General features: G+C 69.0%; 15 protein-coding genes. 9 read left to right on the forward strand and 6 right to left on the reverse strand.

Annotated elements, in window-relative coordinates:
• The first annotated feature begins 154 nt into the window (after nt 1–154).
• Entirely contained in the window at nt 155–2,773 is a 2,619-nt protein-coding gene (gene alaS / locus VEIS_RS08145; RefSeq protein ID WP_011809432.1) for an alanine--tRNA ligase, read from the forward strand.
• 114 nt (nt 2,774–2,887) lie between these two features.
• Here the strand turns inward: alaS and VEIS_RS08150 are convergent, their stop codons facing one another.
• From VEIS_RS08150 to VEIS_RS08165, 4 genes are all read right to left on the reverse strand, one after another.
• Nucleotides 2,888–3,937, reverse strand: coding sequence for a GGDEF domain-containing protein (locus VEIS_RS08150; RefSeq protein WP_041950658.1), 1,050 nt, complete (start codon nt 3,935–3,937; stop codon nt 2,888–2,890).
• Between the two features lie 29 nt (nt 3,938–3,966).
• Nucleotides 3,967–4,791 (reverse strand): tRNA (guanosine(46)-N7)-methyltransferase TrmB, encoded by an 825-nt coding sequence (trmB, locus tag VEIS_RS08155; RefSeq protein WP_011809434.1) that lies wholly within the window; start codon nt 4,789–4,791, stop codon nt 3,967–3,969.
• A 106-nt stretch (nt 4,792–4,897) separates the two neighbouring features.
• A complete protein-coding gene (locus VEIS_RS08160) occupies nt 4,898–7,159 on the reverse strand; it encodes a N,N-dimethylformamidase beta subunit family domain-containing protein (RefSeq protein ID WP_011809435.1) in 2,262 nt (753 codons plus the stop codon).
• Between the two features lie 59 nt (nt 7,160–7,218).
• Entirely contained in the window at nt 7,219–7,539 is a 321-nt protein-coding gene (locus VEIS_RS08165) for a hypothetical protein (protein ID WP_011809436.1), read from the reverse strand.
• Between the two features lie 250 nt (nt 7,540–7,789).
• Between VEIS_RS08165 and VEIS_RS08170 the strand changes: the two genes are divergently transcribed.
• The 7 genes from VEIS_RS08170 to VEIS_RS08200 are packed head-to-tail and all read left to right on the forward strand — an operon-like array spanning nt 7,790 to nt 17,406.
• Nucleotides 7,790–8,833 (forward strand): sugar ABC transporter substrate-binding protein, encoded by a 1,044-nt coding sequence (locus VEIS_RS08170; RefSeq protein WP_011809437.1) that lies wholly within the window; start codon nt 7,790–7,792, stop codon nt 8,831–8,833.
• A gap of 20 nt (nt 8,834–8,853) precedes the next feature.
• On the forward strand, nt 8,854–11,403 hold the full coding sequence (locus VEIS_RS24705) for an ATP-binding cassette domain-containing protein (protein ID WP_011809438.1): 2,550 nt from the start codon (nt 8,854–8,856) through the stop codon (nt 11,401–11,403).
• Complete coding sequence (locus VEIS_RS08180; RefSeq protein ID WP_011809439.1) at nt 11,396–12,364, forward strand: ABC transporter permease; 969 nt, start codon at nt 11,396–11,398, stop codon at nt 12,362–12,364. Before VEIS_RS24705 ends, VEIS_RS08180 begins: the two co-directional genes overlap by 8 nt.
• Nucleotides 12,357–13,751, forward strand: a complete 1,395-nt coding sequence (locus VEIS_RS08185; protein ID WP_011809440.1) for an NAD(P)/FAD-dependent oxidoreductase — start codon at nt 12,357–12,359, stop codon at nt 13,749–13,751. The genes VEIS_RS08180 and VEIS_RS08185 overlap by 8 nt, the downstream gene beginning before the upstream one ends.
• Nucleotides 13,744–14,982 (forward strand): NAD(P)/FAD-dependent oxidoreductase, encoded by a 1,239-nt coding sequence (locus tag VEIS_RS08190; RefSeq protein WP_011809441.1) that lies wholly within the window; start codon nt 13,744–13,746, stop codon nt 14,980–14,982. Before VEIS_RS08185 ends, VEIS_RS08190 begins: the two co-directional genes overlap by 8 nt.
• 39 nt (nt 14,983–15,021) lie before the next feature.
• Nucleotides 15,022–16,476: a glycerol kinase gene (locus VEIS_RS08195; protein ID WP_011809442.1), complete on the forward strand. Its 1,455-nt coding sequence runs from the start codon at nt 15,022–15,024 to the stop codon at nt 16,474–16,476.
• 54 nt (nt 16,477–16,530) lie between these two features.
• Entirely contained in the window at nt 16,531–17,406 is an 876-nt protein-coding gene (locus VEIS_RS08200; protein WP_083758589.1) for a DeoR/GlpR family DNA-binding transcription regulator, read from the forward strand.
• Nucleotides 17,407–17,595: 189 nt separating this feature from the next.
• Here the strand turns inward: VEIS_RS08200 and VEIS_RS08205 are convergent, their stop codons facing one another.
• Both VEIS_RS08205 and VEIS_RS08210 read right to left on the reverse strand, forming a co-directional pair.
• Nucleotides 17,596–20,889 (reverse strand): acetyl-CoA carboxylase family protein, encoded by a 3,294-nt coding sequence (locus VEIS_RS08205; RefSeq protein ID WP_011809444.1) that lies wholly within the window; start codon nt 20,887–20,889, stop codon nt 17,596–17,598.
• Nucleotides 20,890–20,986: 97 nt separating this feature from the next.
• Nucleotides 20,987–22,594, reverse strand: coding sequence for an AMP-binding protein (locus tag VEIS_RS08210; RefSeq protein ID WP_011809445.1), 1,608 nt, complete (start codon nt 22,592–22,594; stop codon nt 20,987–20,989).
• A gap of 111 nt (nt 22,595–22,705) precedes the next feature.
• Here VEIS_RS08210 and VEIS_RS08215 point away from each other — a divergent pair, with 111 nt between their 5' ends.
• Nucleotides 22,706–23,392 (forward strand): TetR/AcrR family transcriptional regulator, encoded by a 687-nt coding sequence (locus VEIS_RS08215; protein ID WP_011809446.1) that lies wholly within the window; start codon nt 22,706–22,708, stop codon nt 23,390–23,392.
• Nucleotides 23,393–23,409: the final 17 nt, after the last annotated feature.

The raw sequence follows: 23,409 nt of genomic DNA on the forward strand, positions 1-23,409 counted from the left end.
GGGCCGCGCCCGTGTGGCGCCGCTGACAAACCATCGCCGCGACACTAGGTCCGAAAGAATGCCCTGCGGGAGTCTGCGGCCCGGGCGGCCGTGCGGGCCCGTCTGGCTGCTGCCTCGATAGAATCGCCGGTTTGCATCGCCCAGCACCAACACCATGCCCTCGATTTCGGTTGCAGACATCCGCAAGAGCTTTCTCGACTTCTTCGTCGCCAAGGGCCACACCATCGTGGCCTCCAGCCCGCTGGTGCCTGGCAACGATCCGACGCTGATGTTCACCAACTCGGGCATGGTGCAGTTCAAGGATGTGTTCCTGGGCACCGACAAACGCCCCTATAGCCGGGCGGTGTCGGTGCAAGCCTGCCTGCGCGCCGGCGGCAAGCACAACGACCTGGAAAACGTGGGCTATACCGCGCGCCACCACACCTTTTTTGAAATGCTGGGCAACTGGAGCTTTGGCGACTACTTCAAGCGCGAGTCGCTCCAGTGGGCCTGGGAACTGCTCACCGAGGTCTACCGGCTGCCGGCCGAGCGCCTGCTGGCCACGGTGTACCAAGACGACGACGAGGCCTACGACATCTGGACCCGGGAGATCGGCCTGCCGCCCGAGCGCGTGATCCGCATTGGCGACAACAAGGGCGGGCGCTACAAGTCGGACAACTTCTGGATGATGGCCGACACCGGCCCCTGCGGCCCCTGCTCGGAAATCTTCTACGACCATGGCCCCGGGATCCCGGGCGGCCCGCCGGGCAGCCCGGATGAAGATGGCGACCGCTTCATCGAGATCTGGAACAACGTGTTCATGCAGTTCAACATGGCCGCAGACGGCTCGGTCACGCCGCTGCCCGCGCCCTGCGTGGACACCGGCATGGGCCTGGAGCGCTTGGCCGCCGTCTTGCAGCAGGTGCACAGCAATTACGAGATCGACCTGTTCGAGCAGTTGATCGCGGCCGCCTCGCGCGAGACGGGCGAGAAGGACCTGGGCCACAAAAGCCTGCGCGTGATCGCCGACCATATCCGCGCCAGCGCTTTTTTGGTCAGCGACGGCGTGCTCCCCGGCAGCGAGGGCCGCGGCTATGTGCAGCGCCGCATCATGCGCCGCGCCATTCGCCATGGCTACCAGTTGGGCCAGAGGGCGCCTTTTTTGCATCGGCTCGTGGCCGACCTGGTGCGCCTGATGGGCGCTGCCTATCCGTCGCTGCGCGCGCAGCAGCAGCGCATCGCCGACATCCTCAAGGCCGAGGAGGAGCGCTTTTTCGAAACCCTGGCCCATGGCATGGAGATACTGGACGCAGCGCTGGACGGTGGCGCCAAGCTGCTGCCGGGCGATGTGGCCTTCAAGCTGCACGACACCTACGGCTTCCCGCTCGACCTGTCGGCCGACATGTGCCGCGAGCGCGGTGTGGCGGTCGATGAGGCGGGCTTTCATCTGGCGATGGAAAGGCAAAAGACCCAGGCCCGTGCCGCCGGCAAGTTCAAGATGGAGCGGGCGCTGGAATACACCGGCGGCGCCAGCCGCTTCACCGGCTACGAGGATTTGGCCGGGACGGCAAAAATAACGGCCATCTATGCCGCCGGCACCAGCGTCGCGGCGCTGAAGACGGGCCAGCATGGCGTGCTGGTGCTCGACCGCACCCCGTTTTACGCCGAAAGCGGCGGCCAGGTGGGCGACCAGGGCCTGATCAGCAGCGGCTCGGCGCGCTTTGCCGTGGACGACACGCTCAAGATCAAGGCCGATGTGCATGGCCACCATGGCCGGCTCGAAGACGGCACGCTGAATGTGGGCGACACCGTGCAGGCCCGGGTGAATACGGCGCTGCGCGCCGCCACCATGCGCAACCACTCGGCGACGCACCTCATGCACCAGGCGCTGCGCGCCGTGCTCGGCAGCCATGTGCAGCAAAAGGGCAGCCTGGTGAACGCCGAGCGCACCCGGTTCGACTTCGCGCACAACGCCGCCGTGAGCAGCGCCGAACTGCGCGAGATCGAGCGCCGCGTGAACGAAGAAATCCTGGCCAACCAGCCCACGCAGGCGCGTGTGATGGACATCGAAGCGGCGCGCAGCAGCGGCGCCATGATGCTGTTCGACGAGAAGTACGGCGCCGCCGTGCGCGTGCTCGACATCGGCAGCAGCCGCGAACTGTGCGCCGGCACGCATGTGCAGCGCACCGGCGACATAGGGCTGTTCAAGGTGGTGGCCGAAGGCGGCGTGGCCGCTGGCGTGCGCCGCATCGAGGCCGTGACCGGCAGCCATGCGCTGGCCTGGTTGCAGCAGCTCGAAGACACCGTGAACCAGGCCGCCGACACCCTCCGGGCGCCGGTGGCCGAACTCAATGGCCGTATCAGCCAGGCGCTGGACAACGCGCGCGCGCTGGAAAAGGAAGTGGCCGCCCTCAAGAGCCGGCTCGCTGCCAGCCAGGGCCAGGAACTGCTGGCCCGGGCCGTGCAGATCAAGGGCCTGGCGGTGCTGGCCGCGACCCTGCCCGGCGCCGACGCCAAGACCCTGCGCGCGACCATGGACCAGCTCAAGGACCAGCTCAAAACCGCCGCCATCGTGCTCGCGGCCGTGGACGGCGACAAGGTGCAGTTGGCCGCAGGCGTCACGGCCGACAGCGTGGGCCGGATACAGGCCGGCGATTTGGTGAACTTCGTCGCCCGGCAGGTGGGCGGAAAGGGCGGCGGCAAGCCCGACATGGCAATGGCCGGCGGCACGGACGCGGCCGGGCTGCCGGCGGCATTGGCCTCGGTGGCGGGCTGGGTGAGCGGGCGGCTCTGATCGGCGCAGGTCATTCCATTTCCGAATCGTTCGCGAAGGCGAAGGCGGAGCGCGGACAGTGCAAATGCACGGCAAGCGACGCCGACGAAGTGCACGGCTGATTCGGCAATGGAGTCAGAACAACTCGACATCGTCATTGGCCACCTTGGTGGCCAGATGGCCGCCGGCCACCAGGTCGTCGTAGAAGCAGACCTGGTTGCGGCCATGCTCCTTGGCGTAGTACAGGGCCTGGTCGGCCTGGCCCAGGATTTCCACTGGCGCCCCCCGGGCCGTGCTGACAAAGCCCAGGCTCACGGTGACCTGGCCGACCTGCGGGAACGGGTACTCCTGCACCGCCATGCGGAAACGGTTGAACACCTTGTGGGCCGTGCCCAGTGTGGTCGAGCGCAGCAGCACCACGAACTCCTCGCCGCCGAAGCGGAACACGCGGTCGTGGCTGCGGAACGAGTTGCGCAGGATGTTGGCAATCAGGATCAGCACCTCATCGCCGTACAGATGGCCGAAGCGGTCGTTGACCTGCTTGAAGTGGTCGATGTCGACCACGGCCAGCCACTGCTGCACGGGTTCGCCGGGCAGCACATGCGCGTTGCAGGCGAACACCGGCGGGGCCGCATCCGGGCGGCTGACCAGGCCATGCAGCGCGTGGCGCGAGAACTGCTCATCGAAGGTCTTGCGGTTGAACAGGCCGGTGAGCGCGTCGCGTTCGCTGTAGTCGAGCAGGCTCTGGTAGTTCTGATAGACCTGAAACACGCCCTTGAGGACATCGAGCTTGTGTGCCGAAAAGGGGCGCGATTGCGTGATCTCCAGGCAGGTGCTGACCTTGTCGTGCACCCACATCGGCAGCCACAACCGGTAGCGGCCCTTGTGCACCGTTGCCAGGGCGCTGTCGCCATGGTGCGCCACGCATTCGCGCAGGTACGGGTAATGCTCCAGGGTTTCGCGCCGGGGGTCTGCGGCGGCTTCGGAGTCGGTAAACGCCCATTGGCCGTCCTCCACCCAGGTGCGCGGGCGCATATGGGCAACGCCGGCGTCGGTAAACAGCTCCAGCGCCCGCACTTCGATGACGTGGTTGAGCTTTTGCAGCGTCGACAGCACCGACAACTCCAGCCGCAGATGGTCGCGGTGGCCGGTCATCTCGACCAGGTTCTGAAGAATGGGCTTCATGGTCGTCATGCGGGGCAGGCCGCAGGCCGTCAATGGCGTCGCTCGAACACCAGATCGCGCACGCCATGCCCCAGCCGCAGACCCCGGTTCTCGAACTTGGTCAGCGGCCGGTAGCCGGGCTTCGGAGCAAAGCCGGGGGCGGTGTTGCGCAGCAAAGGTTCGGCGCCGAGCACTTGCAGCATCTGCTCGGCATAGGGCTGCCAGTCGGTGGCGCAATGCAGGTAGCCGCCGGCTTGCAGGCGGGCGGCCAGCCGGGCCACCAGGGGCGGCTGTATCAGGCGGCGCTTGTGGTGCCGGCTTTTGTGCCAGGGGTCGGGAAAGAAGATATGCACGCCAGCCAGACAGGACTCGGGCAGCATGTGGTCGATGACCTCGACCGCGTCATGTTCGAGGATGCGGATGTTGGTCAGGCCGTGCTCTGCGATGCGCTTGAGCAGAGCGCCGACACCGGGCCTGTGCACCTCGCAGCACAGGAAGTCGTCCTGCGGCCGCACCCGGGCGATATGGGCCGTGGCCTCGCCCATGCCAAAGCCGATTTCCAGCACCAGCGGGGCGTCGCGGCCAAACCAGGCGCCGGCAGCGGGTGCAGCAGGCGCAATAGGTGCAATAGGTGCAATAGGTGCATAAGGCACGACGAAACGCGGCCCCAGGTCTTCAAAGGCCCTGGCCTGGGCGGCCGTGGTGCGGCCTGCGCGGCGCACGAAGCTCTTGATGGTTTGGGGATGGGCGACATCGGCCGGGGCGCCGCCCCGAGGGACGGCCGGGGCAACTCCCCGGGAACCGGTGGCCGCGCCCCGGGATGCACTGGCAGTGGTCAGTTCGGTCACGATGGGCCATTGTAATTTCGGCGCCATACGGCAACGCACCGGCCGTGTGCGTCAGCGACGCAAATGTTGTGTGGATCTGCAAATGGCGCGGATCGGGCGGAGGGCGGCCAGGGTGCGCCAGGATCAATCAGGATCAATCGGGAAAAGGGCGCGCGTCGAGAAAGCGGCGCAAGACGTTCTCGGTCAGTCGGGAGATGTTGTTGGCATAGCCGTTGTGCGACAGCGCGCCCGCATAGGCGATCGACCCCACGCTGAAGACCGCGCCGCCCTGGCCGCTCTCGAAGAACACGATGTCGCTGCGCACCAGGGGGCACAGGTTGCCGGTGGTTCCCATGAAGTTGAACAGCATGTCCTCGACCACCAGCACATGGGCCTCGGTGTGCGGGCCGGAACTGGCCAGCACCACTGCATGGCGCGGCGAACCCCGGGCGACATCATGGCGATCGACCTCCATCCCCGCAGCGCCCCCGCCGATCAGGCCGAAATCGCCCAGAATCTCGTCGTCGATGCCGGCAAAGGCAAAGGCCACGCGCGGATCGCTGCGGGAGGCCTGCGAGCGGCGGTACGGCGAGGATTCATCGAAGCCCTGGGCCGCGAAACCGACGCCCACCAGATGGTTCGGCGCGCGCTGGCCCTGCCTGCGCCACAGCCCCCCGTACTCGCCGGTGAAGGCGTGGTAATACTCGCCCGTCGGCGGTTCCCAGGCGCGGCTGCCGCCTTCGGCGCGGCGCGTCTCGATGATTCCGGCGACGGTGTCGTTGAAGGCGATGCGCCAGTAAAAGCCGTTGCCCCCCATGTACATCAGGCGGCCACCGCTGCGCGTGAAGTCGAAGACCGCCTGCCACATGGCCGTCGAGTAGTACTCCGGATGGGTGGCCGTCATCACCACCTGGTATTGCGCCAGCAGCGCGTTGCCTTGCTGGTGCAGGTCTTCGTCGGTGACCACGTCGTAGTCCAGGCCCAGGTGTTCGAGCCAGTCGGTGATATGCGTGTCGGCGTTGAATTGCCAGAGGTTCGAGGGCCGCGCGCCGTGGTTCGATTCCAGCTTCGGACGCAGATTGAGCATCGGGCGCAGGCGCGACGAGTAATAGACGCCGCTGCCGTCCGAATGCAGGTCGTACAGCGAGTGGCCGTACTCGCGGTGCTCGTTGAGGAAAACCTGGTGCGGATGGAGCACCAGCGCGCGGTTCAGATGCAGTTCGACAAGCCCGTCGTTGGTGCCGAAATGCTCGTTGGCGTAGGCCATGTAGGTGGCCAGCGGGAACAGGTAGAGCAGCTTGGCGCGCCGGGCGCCCGGCGCCGGCTTGACGACGAAGACCACGAACTGCTCTTGCCCATGGGAGCACAGCCGAAAGGCGTAGATGCCGCTTTTGAGCGCTTGCGGCACGACATAGGCCAGATCGACCAGCCACCCGGCATCGTGCAGGTCGTCGTCGTGAAAATGAACGGCGCTCCACTGCGCCGGCTGCTCGCGCCAGCAATGCTGCTCGCCGCTGAAGTTGTGGCCGGTGACGGCGCGTGTCGGCATGTTGACGAAGCGGCCATCGAGGCCGGCCCCGCTGGTGTCGTAGAAACGATCGGTTTGCATGCCGATGGAAAAGTCCCAGGCGCCGATCAGGCAGGCTTTTTGCGCATCGCTCCAGGCATCGCTTTGCAGGCCCCGCAGCGCGGCCAGATCGAGGGCGGCATCGAGCGCGCGCGGGCGGTCGATCTTGCCGTTGAAGTGGTCGCTGGCGCAGGGGCGTCCGGCGTCCTGTCCGCGCCATGTCGCCGCCAGGCTCAGCGGGATGCCCGCCGCCAGCCCCGGCGTGCCCGCGAAGGGCCGAGGGCAGGGCCGTTGGCGCACATCCTGGTCGGCCAGCGTCGGAGTCGGCGCCAGCGGTATCTGCCAGACCGACAGCAGGCCATTGCTGGCGTCGCAACTGCCGGCAACGAAGTACCACTGCCCGGCAAGCAGGGGCCGGCGGCTGGCCACGCTGTGCGTCTGTTCGGCAGTGCGGACCTCGAACAGCGTGCGGCCGGCGGCGTCGATGCCCAGCAGCACGCCGTGCCCGGTGTGCGGATCGAACCTGGAAATGATCGCCTGCCGACCCTTGCCGGGCGTGGTCGGGCAGATGAATGCCTGAAAGGTCAGCGACCGGCCCGGCGACCATGCCGGCATGCGCTCGACGAGGCCGAACGAGCCCGCCAGAATGCGCTGCGGCCGGCCCGGCAGTTCGCGCCGGATGCCGTCGGTCGGCAATATCTTCAGTTGCGGCGCGGCCGGACTGGTGTCGCCATGCACCACCTTGACGACCTCCACCTGGTAGCTGGGGTACTCGCAATGGACCATCAGTTGCACCGTCTGGCCCGGGCAGACGCTGACTTGATCGACGTAGGCAGTGATGTGGAGCATGGCGGTCTTTCTGCACGAAACGGGAGGGACCGGGACGCGGCAGGCGCTGCGCGCGCCGGCTACCCGGCAGGCAGCGCGTAGCCGAGCCGGGCCCGGACGCGGTGCCGGAAGATTGCGCGCTCGGCGTCGTCGATGTCGTGGTAAGTCTCCTCCAGGCGCGACATCGGCAGGCCGCGGCCGTTCATCCGGACCAACTGCCACTCCTTGTGGGGCACGGTGCACAGCAGCGCCAGCTTGCCCTGCATGGGGTCGCTGCGCAGCCAGTTGATCAGGCGCTGCAAGGCCGGGCTGTGCTGCCCCGTGGTCTTGACGCAGAACTCGCGATAAAGGGCTTGCAGATGCTCGCCTTGCCGCCACTCGGCGGGCACATAGGGATTCATGCGCTGTCACCTCGTCGTCATTCTGACCGAACGGCCATTTTCTGGATGATCCATCAAAACCGCTGAAAGATGTGTGCGTTCGGCGCAGATTTGGCCTTTCCCAGGGTAATCACGGAGGGGCTTGCTGTTTTTCTGATTGACTTTTCGGTCAATGGAAAAATACCATTCGGTCACTCATCGCGGTCACTCGCCGATCACCATCGATCCTCCATCGGGCACCTCCCTCCACCCCTTTGCTGACAGGAAAGCCATGTACGGATGCCGCAAACTCTCGCTGTCAGCGCTGCTGGCGGCCACGCTGTCGATGCTCGCGGCGCCCGCGCCCGCTGCCGCAGACAAGACCCCGGTGCTGGGCATCGTGGCCATCGACCTGCAAAACTCGTTCTTCGTGCGCATGCGCCAGGCCGGCGACGAGGCGGCCAAGGACTACGGGGTCAAGACGATCTGGCAAGGCTCGGAGGGCAGCCTGGAAAAGCAGGTCTCGAACATCGAGAACTTCGTCAACCAGGGCGTGGACATCATCTTGGTGGACCCGCTCGATCGCGCGGCCATTGCCAGCGCCGTGCAAAAGGCCAAGGCCCGGGGCATCCCGGTCATCGCGATGGGCAACAAGGTCGATGGCCACTGGAACTACAACACGCTCTACCCCGATTACCCGAACATGAGCATGGTCGCGCGTGCGCTGGGCAAGCAGCTCGACGGCAAGGGCGAGGTGGCGCTGCTGATCGGCGGCAAGGGCAACCATGTGTCCGACACGCGCGAGCAGGCGTTTCGCGACGTGATGAAAAAGGAGTTCCCCGGCATCCGGCTCGTCGGCGTCGAACCGACCAACTGGGACAGTTCCCGCTCGGCCAACGCGATGCAGACCTGGCTGTCGACTTACCCCCAGCTCAGGGGCGTAGGCTGCTTTGCCGATTCGATCTGCATCGCGGCCAAGGCCATCGCCGATGCCAGCGGCCGCAAACTGGTCTTTGCCAGCTATGAGGGCGATCCGGAAATGTTCCCCAGCGTGGCCGATGGCTCGACGGTCATCGACGTGCTCAACGGCGCCTACCGGGTGGGCTACTGGAACATCGCTGCGGCCGCGCGCATCGTGCGCGGCGCCAAGTACGGCGTCGACCTGTTCATGCCCACCTACTTCGTGATGTCCGACAAGACTGCCGGCGCGCTCAAGGCCAAGGGGCTGGAACTGCCCTTCATCACCCCGGAAAGAGCCAAGGTCGAGGCGCTGAACTACCGCGCCCAGATGGGGCCCGGGCAGCCCGATTCGGCGCTGTCCGTGGGCGGCCAGTAGAGAGCGCGCGCGCAGCCGCCATGGCCGACGCGGGCACCGATGCGGGCACCACGGCATGGCCTTGGCGCGCCACGGTGCGCCCGATGGTGCGCGGGATGGAGCGCGAGCTTGCGCTGCTCGCCCTCGTGCTGCTGGTGCTCGCCGGCTTTGGCGCGACCGCGCCGCAGTACCTGTCGCTGTCGAACCTGCTGAACATCGGGCAGCAGACGGCGGTGATTGCCTGCGTGGCCTATGCGATGACGGCGGTCATCATCTGCAAAGGCGTCGATATTTCCGTCGGCAGCACGCTGGCCGCCAGCAGTGTGATCGCTGCGCTGGCGCTGCAATCGGCCGGCCTGCCGGGCTGGCTCGGGATCGTGCTGGTGATCGCCGTGGGGGCCGCGTTCGGCCTGCTCGGCGGGGTGCTGGTCAGCTACGCGGGCATCAGTGCGCTGGTGGCGACGCTGGCGGTCAGCGCGCTGGCGCGCGGCATGGCCTTGAGCGCTTCAGGCTCCCGATCGGTGGCGGTCGATAGCGCGCTCTATCTGTGGTTCGGCCGGGGGACGCTGGCCGGCGTTCCGGTCAGTTTCCTGATCGCCATCCTGCTGGCCGGGCTGTGGTGCGTGCTGTTGCAGCGCACGGTGTTCGGGCGCTGGGTCTATGCCAGCGGGGGCAACGAAGACGCGGCCCGGGCCTCGCTGATTCCGGTGCGCGCCGTGCGCCTGATGACCTATGTGCTCGCCGGGGCCAGCGCCGGCATCGGCGCGCTGCTGACCACGGGCCGGGTCGGCTCGGCCCAGCCGCTGGCGGGCGCCGGGCTGGAGTTCGCGGCCATCACTGCGGCCATCGTCGGCGGCAGCCGGCTCTCGGGCGGCCATGGCTCCATCATCGGCACGGCCCTGGGCGCGCTGCTGCTGGGCGCGGTCAACACCGGCCTGTCGTTCTTGCAGGTGTCGCAGCAGGTCAATTACTTCGTGACCGGCGCTTTCGTGATCGCCGCCATGGCGGCGAGCCAAAGGGATGCGCTGGCGCGGCGGGGCCCGGGCTTCGTGCGCCGCCACAGGAGCGTGCCGCAGCCGGTTCCGGTGGCCGGCCCGGCCCGGCCCCGCCGGCTGGAACTGCGCGCCATCGGCAAGCGTTTCGGCGCCGTGCAGGCGCTGGCGCAGGTCTCGATGCAGTTGCGCGCGGGCGAGGTGCTGGCGCTGGTGGGCGAAAACGGCGCCGGCAAGTCGACGCTGGTCAAACTGCTCTCGGGCATCCATCAGCCGGAGCAGGGGACGCTGCTGCTCGACGGCCGCGTGCTCGAACTGGCCAGCGCGCAGCACAGCCGCGCTGCGGGCATCGCCGTGATCCACCAGCATTTCAGCCTGATCCCGGACCTGACGGTGGCGGAAAACCTGGCGCTGGCCCTTGGACGATTGCCGACGCGCTGGGGGTTCACGCTCGACCGCGCGGCGATGCGCCGGCGCGCGCTGCAAGTGCTGGCCGATCTGCAACTGCCGGTGGCCCCGGAGCAAGTCGTCGCGCGCCTGACGATAGGGCAATGCCAGATGGTCGAGATCGCCAAGGCCACGCTGGCCGATGCCTGGCTCATCGTGATGGACGAGCCGACCAGCGCCTTGACGAACCACGAGCGCGACCAGCTCTACCGCCTGGTCGGCCAGTTGCAGCAGCGCGGCTGCGCGGTGCTCTACATCTCGCACAAGATGCAGGAGATCTACCGGCTGGCGCAACGCGCCGTGGTCTTGCGCGACGGCCGCGTCGTGGGCGAGGCCGACCTGCGGCACACCGACGCGCCCGCGCTGATACGGATGATGGTTGGCCGGCAGATACAGGAGGTGTTTCCGTTTCGCCCGGCGCAGGCGGGCAACGCGGTGCTGGAGGTCAGGCAACTGTCCGACCGGGCGCTGCTCAGGGGCATAGACCTGCAGGTGCGCAGCGGCGAGCTGGTCGCGCTGACCGGGTTGATGGGCAGCGGCAGAACCGAACTGCTGCGCTGCATCGCCGGGTTTGCGCGCTTTGCCGAGGGCCGCGTCACCATCGGCGGCGCGGCGCTGCGCAGCGGCAGCGCCGCGCATGCAGCCGGCCTGGGCGTGGCCTATGTGCCGGAAGACCGGCACAAGGAGGGCCTGGTTGCCAGCCTGTCCGTCAAGGACAACCTGGGCCTGCGCTGGATCAGCGCGAACAGTCGCGCCGGCTTTGTCCAGGTGGGCAAGCTGGGCCGGCTGGCCGAACGGCTGATCGCCCGGCTCGATGTGCGCCCGCCCGATGCCGAGCGCCTGGCGGGCCAGCTCTCGGGCGGCAACCAGCAAAAAGTCGTGCTGGGCAAATGGCTCGCCACTGCGCCCCGGCTGCTCTTGCTCGACGAGCCGACCAACGGCGTCGATGTGGGCGCCAAGTTCGAGCTGCACCAGTTGATCGCCGATCTGAAAGAGCAGGGCCTGGCCATCCTGATGGTCTCCAGCGAGTTGCCCGAGGTCTTGGGCGTGGCCGACCGCATCGTGGTGCTCAGCGGCGGTCGCGTGGCCGGCGAACTGGCGCGCGGCGCCACCGAGGAGCAGGTCACCCGCCTGGCATTCGAGCATGCGTAGCAAACTCCTGAACCTGGCGCTGGATCAGGCCCCCTGGCTGGTGCTGCTGGCGCTGCTGGCCGCCTTCGGCATGGCCGACGCGCGTATCGTCGCGCGCGAGCACCTGTGGGTCTTGTTGCAGCAGGCCACGCCGGTCGCGATGCTGGGCATGGCGGTGTTCTGGATTTTGCTGACCGGCGACATCGACCTGTCTGCCGGCCACTGCGTCGCGCTCAGCGCCGTCACGATGGGGACGCTGCTGTCTGCCGGCATGGCGCTGACGACGGCGCTGGGCACCGGCTTGGCCTGCTGCCTGCTGGTCGGCTGCCTGAACGGCCTGCTGGTGGCCTGGCTGCGCATCCCCTCGTTCATTGCGACGCTGGCCAGCATGCTGATGGTGCAGGGCGCCACCCTGATCGTGGCGACCACCGGCACCATCCTGGTACTCGACCCCGCATTGCGTGCTTTTGGCGCCGGCGCCGGCGCCGGCCTGCAACCGACGATCGGCTTTACCGGCGCCGTCGCGGTTGTCTCCTGGTGGCTGTCCCGGCAGACCCGCTTTGGCCTGAAGACCTTTGCCGTCGGCTCGCACCCGGCGCGCGCCGAACTGGCGGGCATGTCGGTGGGGCGGCAAAAATTCGGCGTATTCCTGCTGTCCTCGGTGTATGTCTTTTTCACTGCGGTGATCATCATCGCCCGGGTGCCGGTGGTCAATCCGGGTGTCGGCGGCGTCAGCCTGCTGCTCGATGCCATCGCTGCTGCCGTCATCGGCGGCACCAGCTTGCTCGGCGGCCGGGGCCGGGTCGGCGGCGTGGTCTGCGGCGCCATCACGATCAGCCTGCTGACGGCGGCGCTGCGCGTGCTCGGCATCGAGCCTTCGAGCCTGGACCTGTGCAAAGGCTCGATCATCGTGCTGATCTTGCTGGGCGAGCGCGGCCTTCATGCGCTGCGCGCGCTGGCGCACGGGCGCTTCGATGTCTGAGCCGGCGTTCGATGTCGCGGTGATCGGGGCCGGCGTGGTCGGTTGCGCCGTCGCGCGCCGGTTCGTGCTCGGCGGCGCCCGCGTGCTGCTGCTGGAAAAGGGGGCCGACCTTCTGTCGGGCGCCAGCAAGGCCAACAGCGCCATCCTGCACACGGGTTTCGATGCGCCTGGCGGCAGCCTGGAACTGGCCTGCATGCAGCGCGGCTACGCCGAATATATGCAGATTGCCCAGGCGCTGAACCTTCCGGTGCTGGAGACCGGCGCGCTGGTGGCGGCATGGAGCGACCAAGAGTTCGAGCGCCTGGCGCAACTGCATGCGCAGGCCAGCGACAACGGCGTGCACGACGTGCAGCGGCTGGACCGGGCCGAAATGCTGGCGCGCGAGCCGCATATCGCGCCCTCGGTGCGCGGCGGCCTGCTCGTGCCCGGCGAGCATGTGATCGACCCCTGGAGCGCGCCGCTGGCCTATCTGCGCCAGGCCGTGGAAAACGGCGGCCGGGCGGTGTTTGATGCGCCGTTGCTGGCCGGTCGGCGCGTCGGCGCGCAGTGGCGGCTGCACAGCGCGCGCGGCCACTTTCGCGCCCGTTGTGTGGTCAATTGCGCCGGACTCTGGGGCGACCGGGTGGAGGCCATGCTGCTCGGGCAGGCCAGCTTTCAGATCAAACCGCGCAAGGGGCAGTTCGTGGTGTTTGACAAATCGGCGTCGGCCTTGCTGCGCAGCATCTTGCTGCCGGTGCCGGGCGAGCACAGCAAGGGCATCGTCCTGACCCGCACCGTCTTCGGCAACCTGCTGGTCGGGCCGACGGCCGAGGAGCAGGAAGACCGCAGCCGCGCCACGGTCGAGCGCGCCGCGCTGCAACGGCTGATCGACAAAGCCGGGCAGTTGCTGCCGGCGCTGCGCACCATGCCGGTGACCGCCGTCTACGCCGGCCTGCGCCCGGCCAGCGAAAAAAAGGAATACCGCCTGCACCTGCAAGCGGACGCCGGCTACTTTGCGGTGGGCGGGATTCGCTCGACCGGACTGACAGCGGCGCTCGGTCTCGCGGCCCATGTGTTCGACCGGCTCAGGCCCTGCCTGCCGGACCTGGCGCCGCCCGACCGCGTGCTTTGCTCGCCGGTGCCGAACCTGGCCGAGCACCGCGAGCGGGACTGGGAAAAGCCCGGGGACAACGACATCGTCTGCCATTGCGAGCGGGTGACCCGGCGCGAGATCGAGGCGGCGCTGACAGGCCCGGTGCCGGCCCTGGACCTGGGCGGCCTCAAGCGCCGCACCCGGGTCTGCATGGGCCGGTGCCAGGGTTTTCATTGCGCGGCCCGCGTGGCCGAACTGAGCGCCGGGCATTTCCACGCTCCGCTGGCGCTCGCCACACTGGATCGGCATGGCTGAGCCTATCGACGCAGTGGTCGTCGGCAGCGGCCCGGCAGGCATCGCGGCCGCCGTGGCGCTGCGCCGCCAGGGGCTGCGGCGGGTGCTGCTGCTGGAGCGCGAAGACAGCGCCGGCGGCGTGCCGCGCCACTGCGGGCATCCGCCTTTCGGCATGCGCGAGTTCGGCCGGGTCTGCACCGGGCCGGCATACGCCCGGCGGCTGCTCGATCTGGCGCAGCAAGCGGGCGTCGAGCTCCATCTGCGCACCACCGTGCTGGCGCTGCTGCCCGACGCGGTGCTCGACATCGTCTCCCCCGCAGGGCGCGACCGGCTCCAGGCGCGCCGCGTCATCCTGGCCACGGGCGTGCGGGAGACGCCGCGCTCGGCCCGCCTGGTATCGGGCGACCGCCCGCTGGGCGTGATCAACACCGGCGCCTTGCAGGCTTTCGTCTATTTGCAGGGCCTGGTGCCATTCCGGCGTCCGGTGATCGTCGGCACGGAACTGGTGGCGCTGTCGGCGCTGCTGACCTGCCGCACGGCGGGCATTGCGCCGGTGGCGTTGATCGAATCGGCCGCGCGCCCGAGCACCTATTGGCCTTGCATGCTGCTGCCGCGCCTGCAGGGAATTGCCGTGCACTACGGCACGCAGTTGCTGGAGATACGGGGCCGGCAGCGGGTCGAATCGGTCCTGCTGCAACGGGCCGATGGCAGCCAGCAGGACATCGCCTGCGACGGCGTGCTGTTCACCGGCTGCTTCGTGCCCGAAGCGGCGCTGGTGCGTGCCAGTCATCTGGTGCTGGCCGACAGCACCGGCGGGCCGCAGGTGGACCAGTTCGGACGCTGCTCGGACCCGCGCTTTTTCGCCGCCGGCAACCTGCTGCGCCCGCTGGAGACGGCCGGCTGGTCCTTTCGCGAAGGCGCGCGCATCGGCCAGGCCGTCGCCGCCGACCTGCGGGGCCGGTTGCCCGGCGCGCAGCAGCCGCTGACGATCGAATGCGCGCAAGGCATACGCTACGTGATGCCGCAGCTTCTGAGCCTGCCGCTCGGCCCCTATGGGCTGCCCGAACTGCAACTGCGCGTGGGCCGCGCGACCCGTGGCCTGCTGACCGTCAGCGCGCTGGGCCGGCAGATCTGGCGCCAGCGGCTGCGCAGCCTGCCGCAGCGGCGCATCCTCGTGCCGCTGCGGCAATTGGCGCTGCCCGACGGCGCCAGCACGCTGCGCATCGCGCTGTCGGACAGCAGTGACCCGTGACGCGCACCACGCACACCACGCACACCAGGACCCGACCCCATGAAACCATTTGCCGCGATCGACCAGGGAACCACCAGCACCCGCGTCTTGCTGGCCGGTGCCGGCGCCGCAGCGCAGGTCTTGCTGGCGCTGCGGCACGGGCAGCACTACCCCCACCCCGGCTGGGTCGAGCATGCGCCGCTGGAGATCTGGGCCAATGTGCAGGCTTGCCTGCACGCCGCAGGCCAGGTGCAGGCGATCGGCATCGCCAACCAGGGCGAAAGCTGCCTGGCCTGGGATGCGCGCAGCGGCGCGCCGCTGTCGCCGGTGATCGTCTGGCAGGACAACCGCACGGAGCAACAGTTGGCGCAGTTGCGCGCCGAAGGCGCGCAAGCGCTGACGCTGGAACGCGCCGGCCTGCCGCTGGACAGCTACTTCTCGGCCGCCAAGCTCGGCTGGCTGCTGCGGCACGACGCCGCCGTCGCGCAGGCGCACCGGCGCGGGCGCCTGCGGCTCGGCACCACGGACGCCTTCCTGCTGGAGCGGCTGACAGGGCAGTTCGTGACCGATGCCACCACGGCCTCGCGCACCTCGCTGATGAATCTGGCCAGCGCTGCCTGGGACCCCGCGCTGTGCGCGCTGTTCGGCGTGCCGATGGAATGCCTGCCCCGGATCGTGCCCACGGTGGGCGAATTCGGCAGCTACTGCGGCACTGCCGTGACCGCCTCCATCGTGGACCAGCAGGCGGCCCTGTACGGGCATGGCTGCCGCGCAGCGGGCGAGGCCAAGATCACCTTCGGCACCGGGGCCTTCGCGCTGGCGCTGACGGGCGCGCAGATCGTGCGCGCGCCGGCGCTCGGGCTGCTGCCGACGCTCGCCTGGCAGATCGGCGGGCAGATCACCTACGCGCTCGACGGCGGGGTCTATGACGCCGGCGCAGCCGTCGAATGGGCCGCCCGCCTGGGCCTGTTCCAGGAGCTTGCGGAACTGGCCGCGTTCAGCGCGGCGCCGGCCATCGCGCGCGGGCTGGTCTTCGTGCCGGCCCTGTCGGGCCTGGCCTGCCCGCACTGGGACCGCAGCGCTGCCGCGCTGTGGCTCGGGATGAACGCCGCCACCACCCGGCAGGACCTGTGCCAGGCCCTGCTCGAAGGCGTGGCCATGCGCGCTGCGCAGGTGATCCGGGCGATGGCCGGCCATGTCGGCATGGCGAGCCGCCTGGCGATAGACGGCGGCCTGGCCCGCAACCCCTATTTCTGCCAGTTTCTCGCCGACATGCTGGGCCGGACCATCGTCACGTCCCGGTTCGACGAGCGCACGGCCCTGGGCTGCGCGGCGCTGGCCGCGCGCGGCGCCGGGCAACTGCTGCCAACGCAGGCCGACGACATGGCCGACAGCTTCGAGCCGCGCATCACGCCGGGCCAGGCGCAGGACTGGCAACTGCGCTTTGACGCCGCCGTTTCAAAGACAATGGGCTGGAAGCGCGAGCCGTCCGGGCCGGCGCCCGGACCGCCGTGAATGCGGCCGTGGCGTCGGCAGGGCCCCGCGCGCGCAGCGCCAACCATCGACACCATGCGCCCTAGCGAAAGACACGCCGCGATCCTCGAAATCGTCGACGAGCACAGGCATGTGTCCGTCGACTTTCTCGCCCAGCGCTTCGGGGCCTCGCGCGAAACCATCAGGCGCGACCTGACGCGGCTGGCGCGCGACGGGCGCCTGCGCAAGTACCACGGCGGCGCCACCGGCGCCGGGGCGCTGACCGAAGACGCATTCAGCACCCGCATCCACGAGTTCGCGCGCGAAAAACGCGCCGTCGGCCGTCGGGCCGCAGCGCTGTTCGGCGCGGGCGACAGCTTGTTCATCGACACCGGCACCACCACGCTGGCCTTCGCGCAAGAACTGGCCGGCACCAGCGGCATGACGATCATCACCAACTCGGTCTCGATCACCCAGCGCCTGGCGCGCGGGCCGGGCCGCAACCGGGTCTTTCTGATCGGCGGCGAATACCGTGCCGAAGCGTCCGAAAACCTGGGCCCCTTGGCGGTCGCGCAGGTGGCGCAGTTCAACGCCCACCATGCGGTGATCACGGTCGGCGCGATCGGCCTGAACGGCCTGCAGGACTACGCGCTGGAGGAAGCAGAAATCGCCCGCGCGATGATCGCCCGCGCCACGCGCGTCACCGTCGTCGCCGATGCCTCCAAGCTCGGGCGCTGCGCGCTGTTTCCGGTCTGCGGCCTGGAGCGGATCGCCTGCCTCGTCGTCAGCGCCGCACCCGAAGGGCCGCTGGCAACGAAACTCGCTGAACTTGGCGTCGAGGTCATCGTGGCCGAAGCGGCGCCACCGTCCGGCAGCGCCGATCGCAGCCAGGCCGCAAGCACCGGGACAAGCACCGGGGCAAGCGCCGGGAAGTCACGAAAACTTGCAAATCGAATCGATTGCGATGAATGAAACAGCGAAATGCAAAGGCGCAATGCATGAACAAAGACACACCTGCGGTCTCTGGTGCAGGTTGGTCCAATGCGTTTTGAGCACCCCCGGCAACCGGGTCGCAGCGCGGGGGGTTCATGGGTCTTGCGACCTTCTTGCCTGACGCAGGGCAATATTTCCGGGCATCGACCAGGGGGTGGATTTCAGACCCTACCAAGTATCGACAAACCGATGCCCCCACGGCGCCACTTGCGTCGATGCCAAGCCCCGCGCCAGCCAGGCGCGCGTGTCGGCGGGGTCGATCACGGCGTCGATCTCCAGGGTGCTGGCCATGTGCATGGCGGCGCCGTTGGTGTACTGGCGCGCCAGCAGTTGCTGGAACAGGGTGTCGCGCTCGGGGCCTTCGGGGCGGGCTTGCAGCTCTTTGCGAAAACCCAGGCGCACTGCGCCTTCCAGGCCCATGGCGCCGAACTCGCCGGTGGGCCAGGCGACGGTGAATACCGGGGCGTGAAAGCCGCCGGCGGCCATGCCCATCGCGCCCAGGCCATAGCCTTTGCGCAGGACCACGCCGAAGTACGGCACGCGCAGGCCGGCGGCGGTGACGAACAGGCGGCTGACATGGCGCACCTGCGCTGTGGCTTCGATGTCCGGGCCGACCATGAAGCCGGGGGTGTCCACCAGGCCCACCAGCGGCAGGCCATGGGCGTTGCACAGTTGCATGAAGCGCGCGCCTTTGTCGGCGGCGTCGGCGTCGATGGCGCCGCCCAGGTGCAGCGGGTTGTTGGCCAGCAGGCCCACGGGCCGGCCTTCGATGCGCGCCAGCGCGGTGTGGATGCCGGGGCCGAAGCCGGTGCGCAGCGGCAGCAGGCTGCCTTGGTCTGCCAATGTGCTCATGGCGCTGCGGGTGTCGTAGACGCGCAGCCGGTTTTCCGGCACCAGGGCGCGCAGCAGGCGCTGCTCGGGCGCGCTCCATGGCGCCAGGCGGCCCTGAAAGAATGACAGGTATTGCCGCGCGGCTTGCACGGCTTCGGCTTCGTCGTCCACCAGCACATCGATCACGCCGTTGGCGTGCTGCACATGGCTGGGGCCGATCTGCTCGGGCCGAAAGCGCCCCAGTCCGCCGCCTTCGACCATGGCCGGGCCGCCCATGCCGATGTTGCTGCTGCGCGTGGCGATGATCACGTCGCTGCAGCCGAGCAGCGCGGCATTGCCGGCAAAGCAGCGCCCGGCCGCGATGCCGATCACCGGCACCTGGCCCGAGAGCGCGGCGTAGCTGGCGAAGGTGCGCACATGCAGGCCGGCCACGACGGGCATGTCGGTGTCGCCCGGGCGGCCTCCGCCGCCTTCGGCAAACAGCACCACGGGCAGTTTCTGCGCCAGCGCTATGCCCAACATGCGGTCGGTCTTGGCGTGGTTGCGCGCGCCCTGCGTGCCCGCCAGCACGGTGGCGTCATAGGCCATGACCACGGCGCGCGCCTGGTCGGCGCCAAAGCTGGCGCCGTTGATGCTGCCGATGCCGGTGACCATGCCGTCGGCGGGGGTGTTGGCGATCAGGTCCTCCAGGCTGCGGCGCCCGGTCTGCGCGGCAATCGCCAGTGCGCCGTATTCGATGAAGCTGCCGGCGTCGCACAGGTCGGCGATGTTCTGGCGCGCGCTGCGCCCGCCTTGGGCCTGGCGCCGGGCCATGGCTTCGGGGCGGGCGGCGTCGAGCGCGAGTGCATGGCGTTCGAGCACCTGTTGCAGGTCGGGGCGTAGTTGGTCGGGGTCTTGCTCGGCAGCAGCTTGCGCCAGCGTGGGCGCCGCGCCTTCGACGGCGTCGAGCACCAGCAGCGGCTGGCCCTGCGCCAGGTAGTCGCCGGGCGCGGCCAGCCATGCGCGCAACTGGCCGGCATGTGGGGCCAGCAGCAGATGCTCCATTTTCATGGCTTCCAGCACGGCCAGTTCGGCGCCTGCGGCCACGGTGTCGCCCTCGGCCACGCTGCGCTGCACCAGCCGGGCCGCCATCGGGGCCGGCACGCTGCCGGCCGGTGGGGCTGCGCTGCGCTGGCCGCCGGGGTCGCCGGGGCTGGTTTCATCTGCTTGCTGCGCGGTATTTTCTGTGGCGGCCAGCAGTTGCGGCAGCACCGATTCGAGCCAGCGCGTATGCAGTTGCTGGCTGTGCATCTCGGGCCGGGCGGCCAGCGCCCGCAGCAGGGCCAGGTTGTTGGCCAGGCCGGTGATGCGGCATTCGGCCAGCGCCCGCTGCGAGCGGCGCAGTGCCGTGTCGAAGTGGGGGCCGTGCACGATGAGCTTGGCCAGCAATGTGTCGTAATGCGGCGAGGGCGCGGCGCCAGCCACGCCATGCGTGTCCACCCGGATGCCGGGGCCGGCGGGCAGGTCGAAGCGCGTGAGCCGGCCGCTGCCGGGCATGGCGCTGCCCTGCGCGTCCAGTGTTTCGGCGTTGATGCGCCATTGGATCGCATAGCCTTGCACGGCTGGCGGCGCCTCGGGGTTCAGGCCCAGTGCGCGCAGGCTCTGGCCCGCCGCCAGTGCCAATTGTGTTTGCACCAGGTCCAGACCGGTGACGGCTTCGGTGATGGTGTGCTCGACCTGCAGGCGCGGGTTGGCCTCGATGAAGACATAGGGGCTGGTGCCGTGGCTCTGGTCGACCAGAAATTCAAAGGTGCCCAGGCCCTCGTAGGCCAACTCGCGCGCCATGGTCAGCGCCGCTGCGCTGATGCGCGCGCGCAGCGCAGCGGGCAGCGTGGGGCTGGGCGCGATTTCCACCAGTTTCTGAAAGCGCCGCTGCACGGTGCATTCGCGCTCGCCCAGCGCCATCACCTCGCGGCCGTCGCCCAGCACCTGCACCTCGATGTGGCGCGCGTTGCCCATCAGCCGTTCGACATACAGGCCATCGACCCCGAAGGCCGCCAGCGCCTCGCTGCGGCAGCGCGCGTATGCGGCCGGCAGTTCGTCGGCGCTCTGCACCGCGCGCATGCCGCGCCCGCCGCCGCCGCCCAGTGCCTTGAGCACGATGCCGGCCCCGCCGTTGCCGTCTGCGCACTGCGCTTGCCAGAAAGCCTGGGCCTGTTCGAGTGTGACCGCAGCTTGCGTGCCGGGCAGCAGCGGCACGCCGCAGCGCAGCGCCAGCGCCCGCGCCTGGCCCTTGTCGCCGAGCAAGGCCAGTTGTTCCGGTGTCGGGCCGATGAAGCGCAACCCGGCGGCGGCGCAGGCCCGGGCGAAGTCGGCGCGTTCGCTCAGAAAGCCGTAGCCGGGGTGCAGGCCGTCGCACCCCTGCGCCCTGGCGATGGCAATCAGGCGCGCCGCGTCGAGGTAGGCCGCCGCGCCGGTGGCGTCCAGCGCCACGGCCTGGTCGGCCGCAGCCACATGCGGGCTGGCGGCATCGTCGGCGGCGTACACCGCAACGCTGGCCAGGCCCAGGTCGTGCAGCGCGCGCACGATGCGCAGCGCGATCTCGCCGCGGTTGGCGACCAGGACCCGGGCGAACAGGGGTTGGGATGGCATGGTTTGGTTTGGTTTCGGGTTGCTATGTTTTCAATGGCTGTCAGCGCTTGTGTTGCTACTGCGCCGGCGGCCGTTGCATGTCGACCGCCGGGGGCGCTCAGGCCAGGTCGCGCAGCAAGCGGCGCAGCACCTTGCCGGCGCCGGTGCTGGGCAGCGCGTCGATGAAGCGCAGCTCGCGCGGGACTTTGTACGGCGCCATGTTGTCGCGCGCCCAGGCCAGCAGTTCGGCGGCGTCCGGCGCTTGGCCGGCACGCAGGACGATGAAGGCGCGCACGACCTCGCCCTTGTGCTCGTCGGGCACGCCGATCACGGCGGCCTGCGCCACGGCGGGGTGGCGGATGAGCAGGGTTTCGACCTCCTCGGGGAACACGCTGTAGCCCGAGACCTTGATCATCTCCTTGAAGCGGCCGATGAAGGTCAGGTAGCCGTCGGCGTCGATCCGGCCCATGTCGCCGGTGTGCACCCAGCCGTTCCTGAGCGTCTGCGCCGTGGCCTCGGGCCGGTTCCAGTAGCCCTTGAAGTTGCCTGGCCCATGGATCGTGATCTCGCCTGCGGCCCCCACGGGCAGTGGTGCGCCGGTGTCGGGGTCGATGATGCGGATGCGGTTGCCCGCCACCGGCTTGCCATGCGCGCCCCAGCGGATCGCCTCCGGCGGCATGCAGACATCGATGGTGTGCGTTTCAGACAGGCCGTAGCCGGCCTCGAACGCTGCGCAGCGGGGGGCGAAGCGCTGCCATTGCTGCGCCAACTGCTCGGTGAAGGTAATGCCGAAACTGGTCACCGGGTTGATGCGCAGCGCGCTCCAGTCCATCGCGCGGGCGCCGGGCAGGCGCATCAGGGCGCTGTTCATCGGCGCAATGCTGTACCACCAGCTCACGCGGTAGCGCTCCAGCGCCTGCGCAACGCCCAGCGGGTCGAAGCGGTACAGCAGCACTGCCGTGGCGCCGGTGTGAACCGGCAGGTTCACGCCCATCACCATGCCGGCAATGTGGTACAGCGGCGCCACGGCCAGCAGCACATCGTCGCTGCGCGCAGCGTTGCAGTCGGCGGCGGCAGCGGTCTTGAAGCGGGCGTTTTCATAGGTCAGCATCGCGCCCTTGGGCAGGCCGGTGCTGCCCGAGGTGTAGGTCATCAGGGCCACGTCGTCCATGGCGATGCGCACCGGTGCCGGTGTGCCGCCAGCGCGCACCAGGGCCAGAAAATCCTCGCAGCCCGCCGGCACGGGCGCGGCGGCGGCACGCAGGGCCTGTAGTTCGTCGGGCACATCGATGGTGGGCATGTCGGGCAGCCAATCGCCGTAGCGCACGACAAAGACATGCGCCAGCGCCGTCTGCGCGCGCACCTTGTCGATCACGGGCAGCAGCAGATCGGCAGCGACGATCACGCGGGCTTGCAGGTCCGACAGTTGGTAGGCCAGTTCATGCTCCTTGTTCAGCGGGCCGCAGGGGCAGCAGATGGCGCCGATCTTTTGTATGCCGTAATGCGCCATCAGGTACTGCGGGCAGTTGTTCATGAACAGCGCCACCGGCTCGCCGCGCTGCACCCCCAGGGCCTGCAGGCGTGCGGCAAAGGCGTCGCTGGCGGCATCGAGTTCAGCCCAGGTGATGGGCTGGCCGTACCAGAGGCAGGCGACGCGATCGGGCGTCTGGCGCGCGTTGCGGCGCAACTGTTCGTGCAGCGGTCGCTGCGCTGTGGTCTCGGGCATCGGTTGTCTCCTGGATCCGCTGGTTCCCGGTGGCCTGTCAGGGTTTGCGATAGGCGCATCCACCCGCCAGCTACTTGCCAATATATACCGACGGGTAGAACATGGCCACCCATGGGTATGAATCGTCGGTCACACAAAGGATCGCCCAAGGGCAAGGGGTCGCACGCAGGACAACCGCCTGCCGCCCGCCGCCGGGCCGCAGACGCTGATGACAAGCGCGAACGCATATTGCGCGCCGCCGAGGCGCTGTTCGACGCACAGGGCTACGCCAGCACCACCATCGAGCAGATCGCGCGGCGGTTGGGGGTGACCAAGCCCTTCGTCTACTATTACTTTCGCAGCAAGCAGGAGATTTTCGAGACCCTGTCCTGGGCCCCTGCCGTGGCCTGCTTCACGAGCATGGACTTCGCCGCCGACGACCTGCGCCCCGCGCATCTGAAGGTGACCGAGGGCCTGGAGCGCCTGATCCGCACCACGCTGGAGCAGCACCCGGCCGCGTTCTTCGTGTACCGCGATCCGCAGGCCTACCGCCCGGAATACATCGCCATGCAAAAGCGGCTGGCCAACCATTTCTACGACCGGCTCTGCGCCCTGCTCGATGAGGGGCGGCGCGACGGCATGTTCGAGTTCAACGACACCAAGGTCACTGCGCTGGCGGCCTGCAGCCTGCCGGGCTTTCTCTACCACTGGTACCGCCCCGATGGGCGCCTGGCGCCAGAGGCGTTGGTGCAGGAACTGGCGCATCTGGCCTGGCGCGTGCTCGGGCTGCGCCGCAAGCGCCGCCGCGCGACGCAATGACGAGGCCCCCACAGATA

Source organism: Verminephrobacter eiseniae EF01-2 (assembly GCF_000015565.1).
In the GTDB taxonomy this organism is placed as follows: Bacteria; Pseudomonadota; Gammaproteobacteria; order Burkholderiales; family Burkholderiaceae_C; genus Acidovorax; species Acidovorax eiseniae.

Bases quoted from the DNA above. Each gene is read 5' to 3' on its own strand.
- alaS (WP_011809432.1), top strand. From the start codon at position 155: ATGCCCTCGATTTCGGTTGCAGACATCCGCAAGAGCTTTCTCGACTTC.
- VEIS_RS08150 (WP_041950658.1), bottom strand. From the start codon at position 3,937: ATGAAGCCCATTCTTCAGAACCTGGTCGAGATGACCGGCCACCGCGAC.
- trmB (WP_011809434.1), bottom strand. From the start codon at position 4,791: ATGGCGCCGAAATTACAATGGCCCATCGTGACCGAACTGACCACTGCC.
- VEIS_RS08160 (WP_011809435.1), bottom strand. From the start codon at position 7,159: ATGCTCCACATCACTGCCTACGTCGATCAAGTCAGCGTCTGCCCGGGC.
- VEIS_RS08165 (WP_011809436.1), bottom strand. From the start codon at position 7,539: ATGAATCCCTATGTGCCCGCCGAGTGGCGGCAAGGCGAGCATCTGCAA.
- VEIS_RS08170 (WP_011809437.1), top strand. From the start codon at position 7,790: ATGTACGGATGCCGCAAACTCTCGCTGTCAGCGCTGCTGGCGGCCACG.
- VEIS_RS24705 (WP_011809438.1), top strand. From the start codon at position 8,854: ATGGCCGACGCGGGCACCGATGCGGGCACCACGGCATGGCCTTGGCGC.
- VEIS_RS08180 (WP_011809439.1), top strand. From the start codon at position 11,396: ATGCGTAGCAAACTCCTGAACCTGGCGCTGGATCAGGCCCCCTGGCTG.
- VEIS_RS08185 (WP_011809440.1), top strand. From the start codon at position 12,357: ATGTCTGAGCCGGCGTTCGATGTCGCGGTGATCGGGGCCGGCGTGGTC.
- VEIS_RS08190 (WP_011809441.1), top strand. From the start codon at position 13,744: ATGGCTGAGCCTATCGACGCAGTGGTCGTCGGCAGCGGCCCGGCAGGC.
- VEIS_RS08195 (WP_011809442.1), top strand. From the start codon at position 15,022: ATGAAACCATTTGCCGCGATCGACCAGGGAACCACCAGCACCCGCGTC.
- VEIS_RS08200 (WP_083758589.1), top strand. From the start codon at position 16,531: ATGCGCCCTAGCGAAAGACACGCCGCGATCCTCGAAATCGTCGACGAG.
- VEIS_RS08205 (WP_011809444.1), bottom strand. From the start codon at position 20,889: ATGCCATCCCAACCCCTGTTCGCCCGGGTCCTGGTCGCCAACCGCGGC.
- VEIS_RS08210 (WP_011809445.1), bottom strand. From the start codon at position 22,594: ATGCCCGAGACCACAGCGCAGCGACCGCTGCACGAACAGTTGCGCCGC.
- VEIS_RS08215 (WP_011809446.1), top strand. From the start codon at position 22,706: ATGGGTATGAATCGTCGGTCACACAAAGGATCGCCCAAGGGCAAGGGG.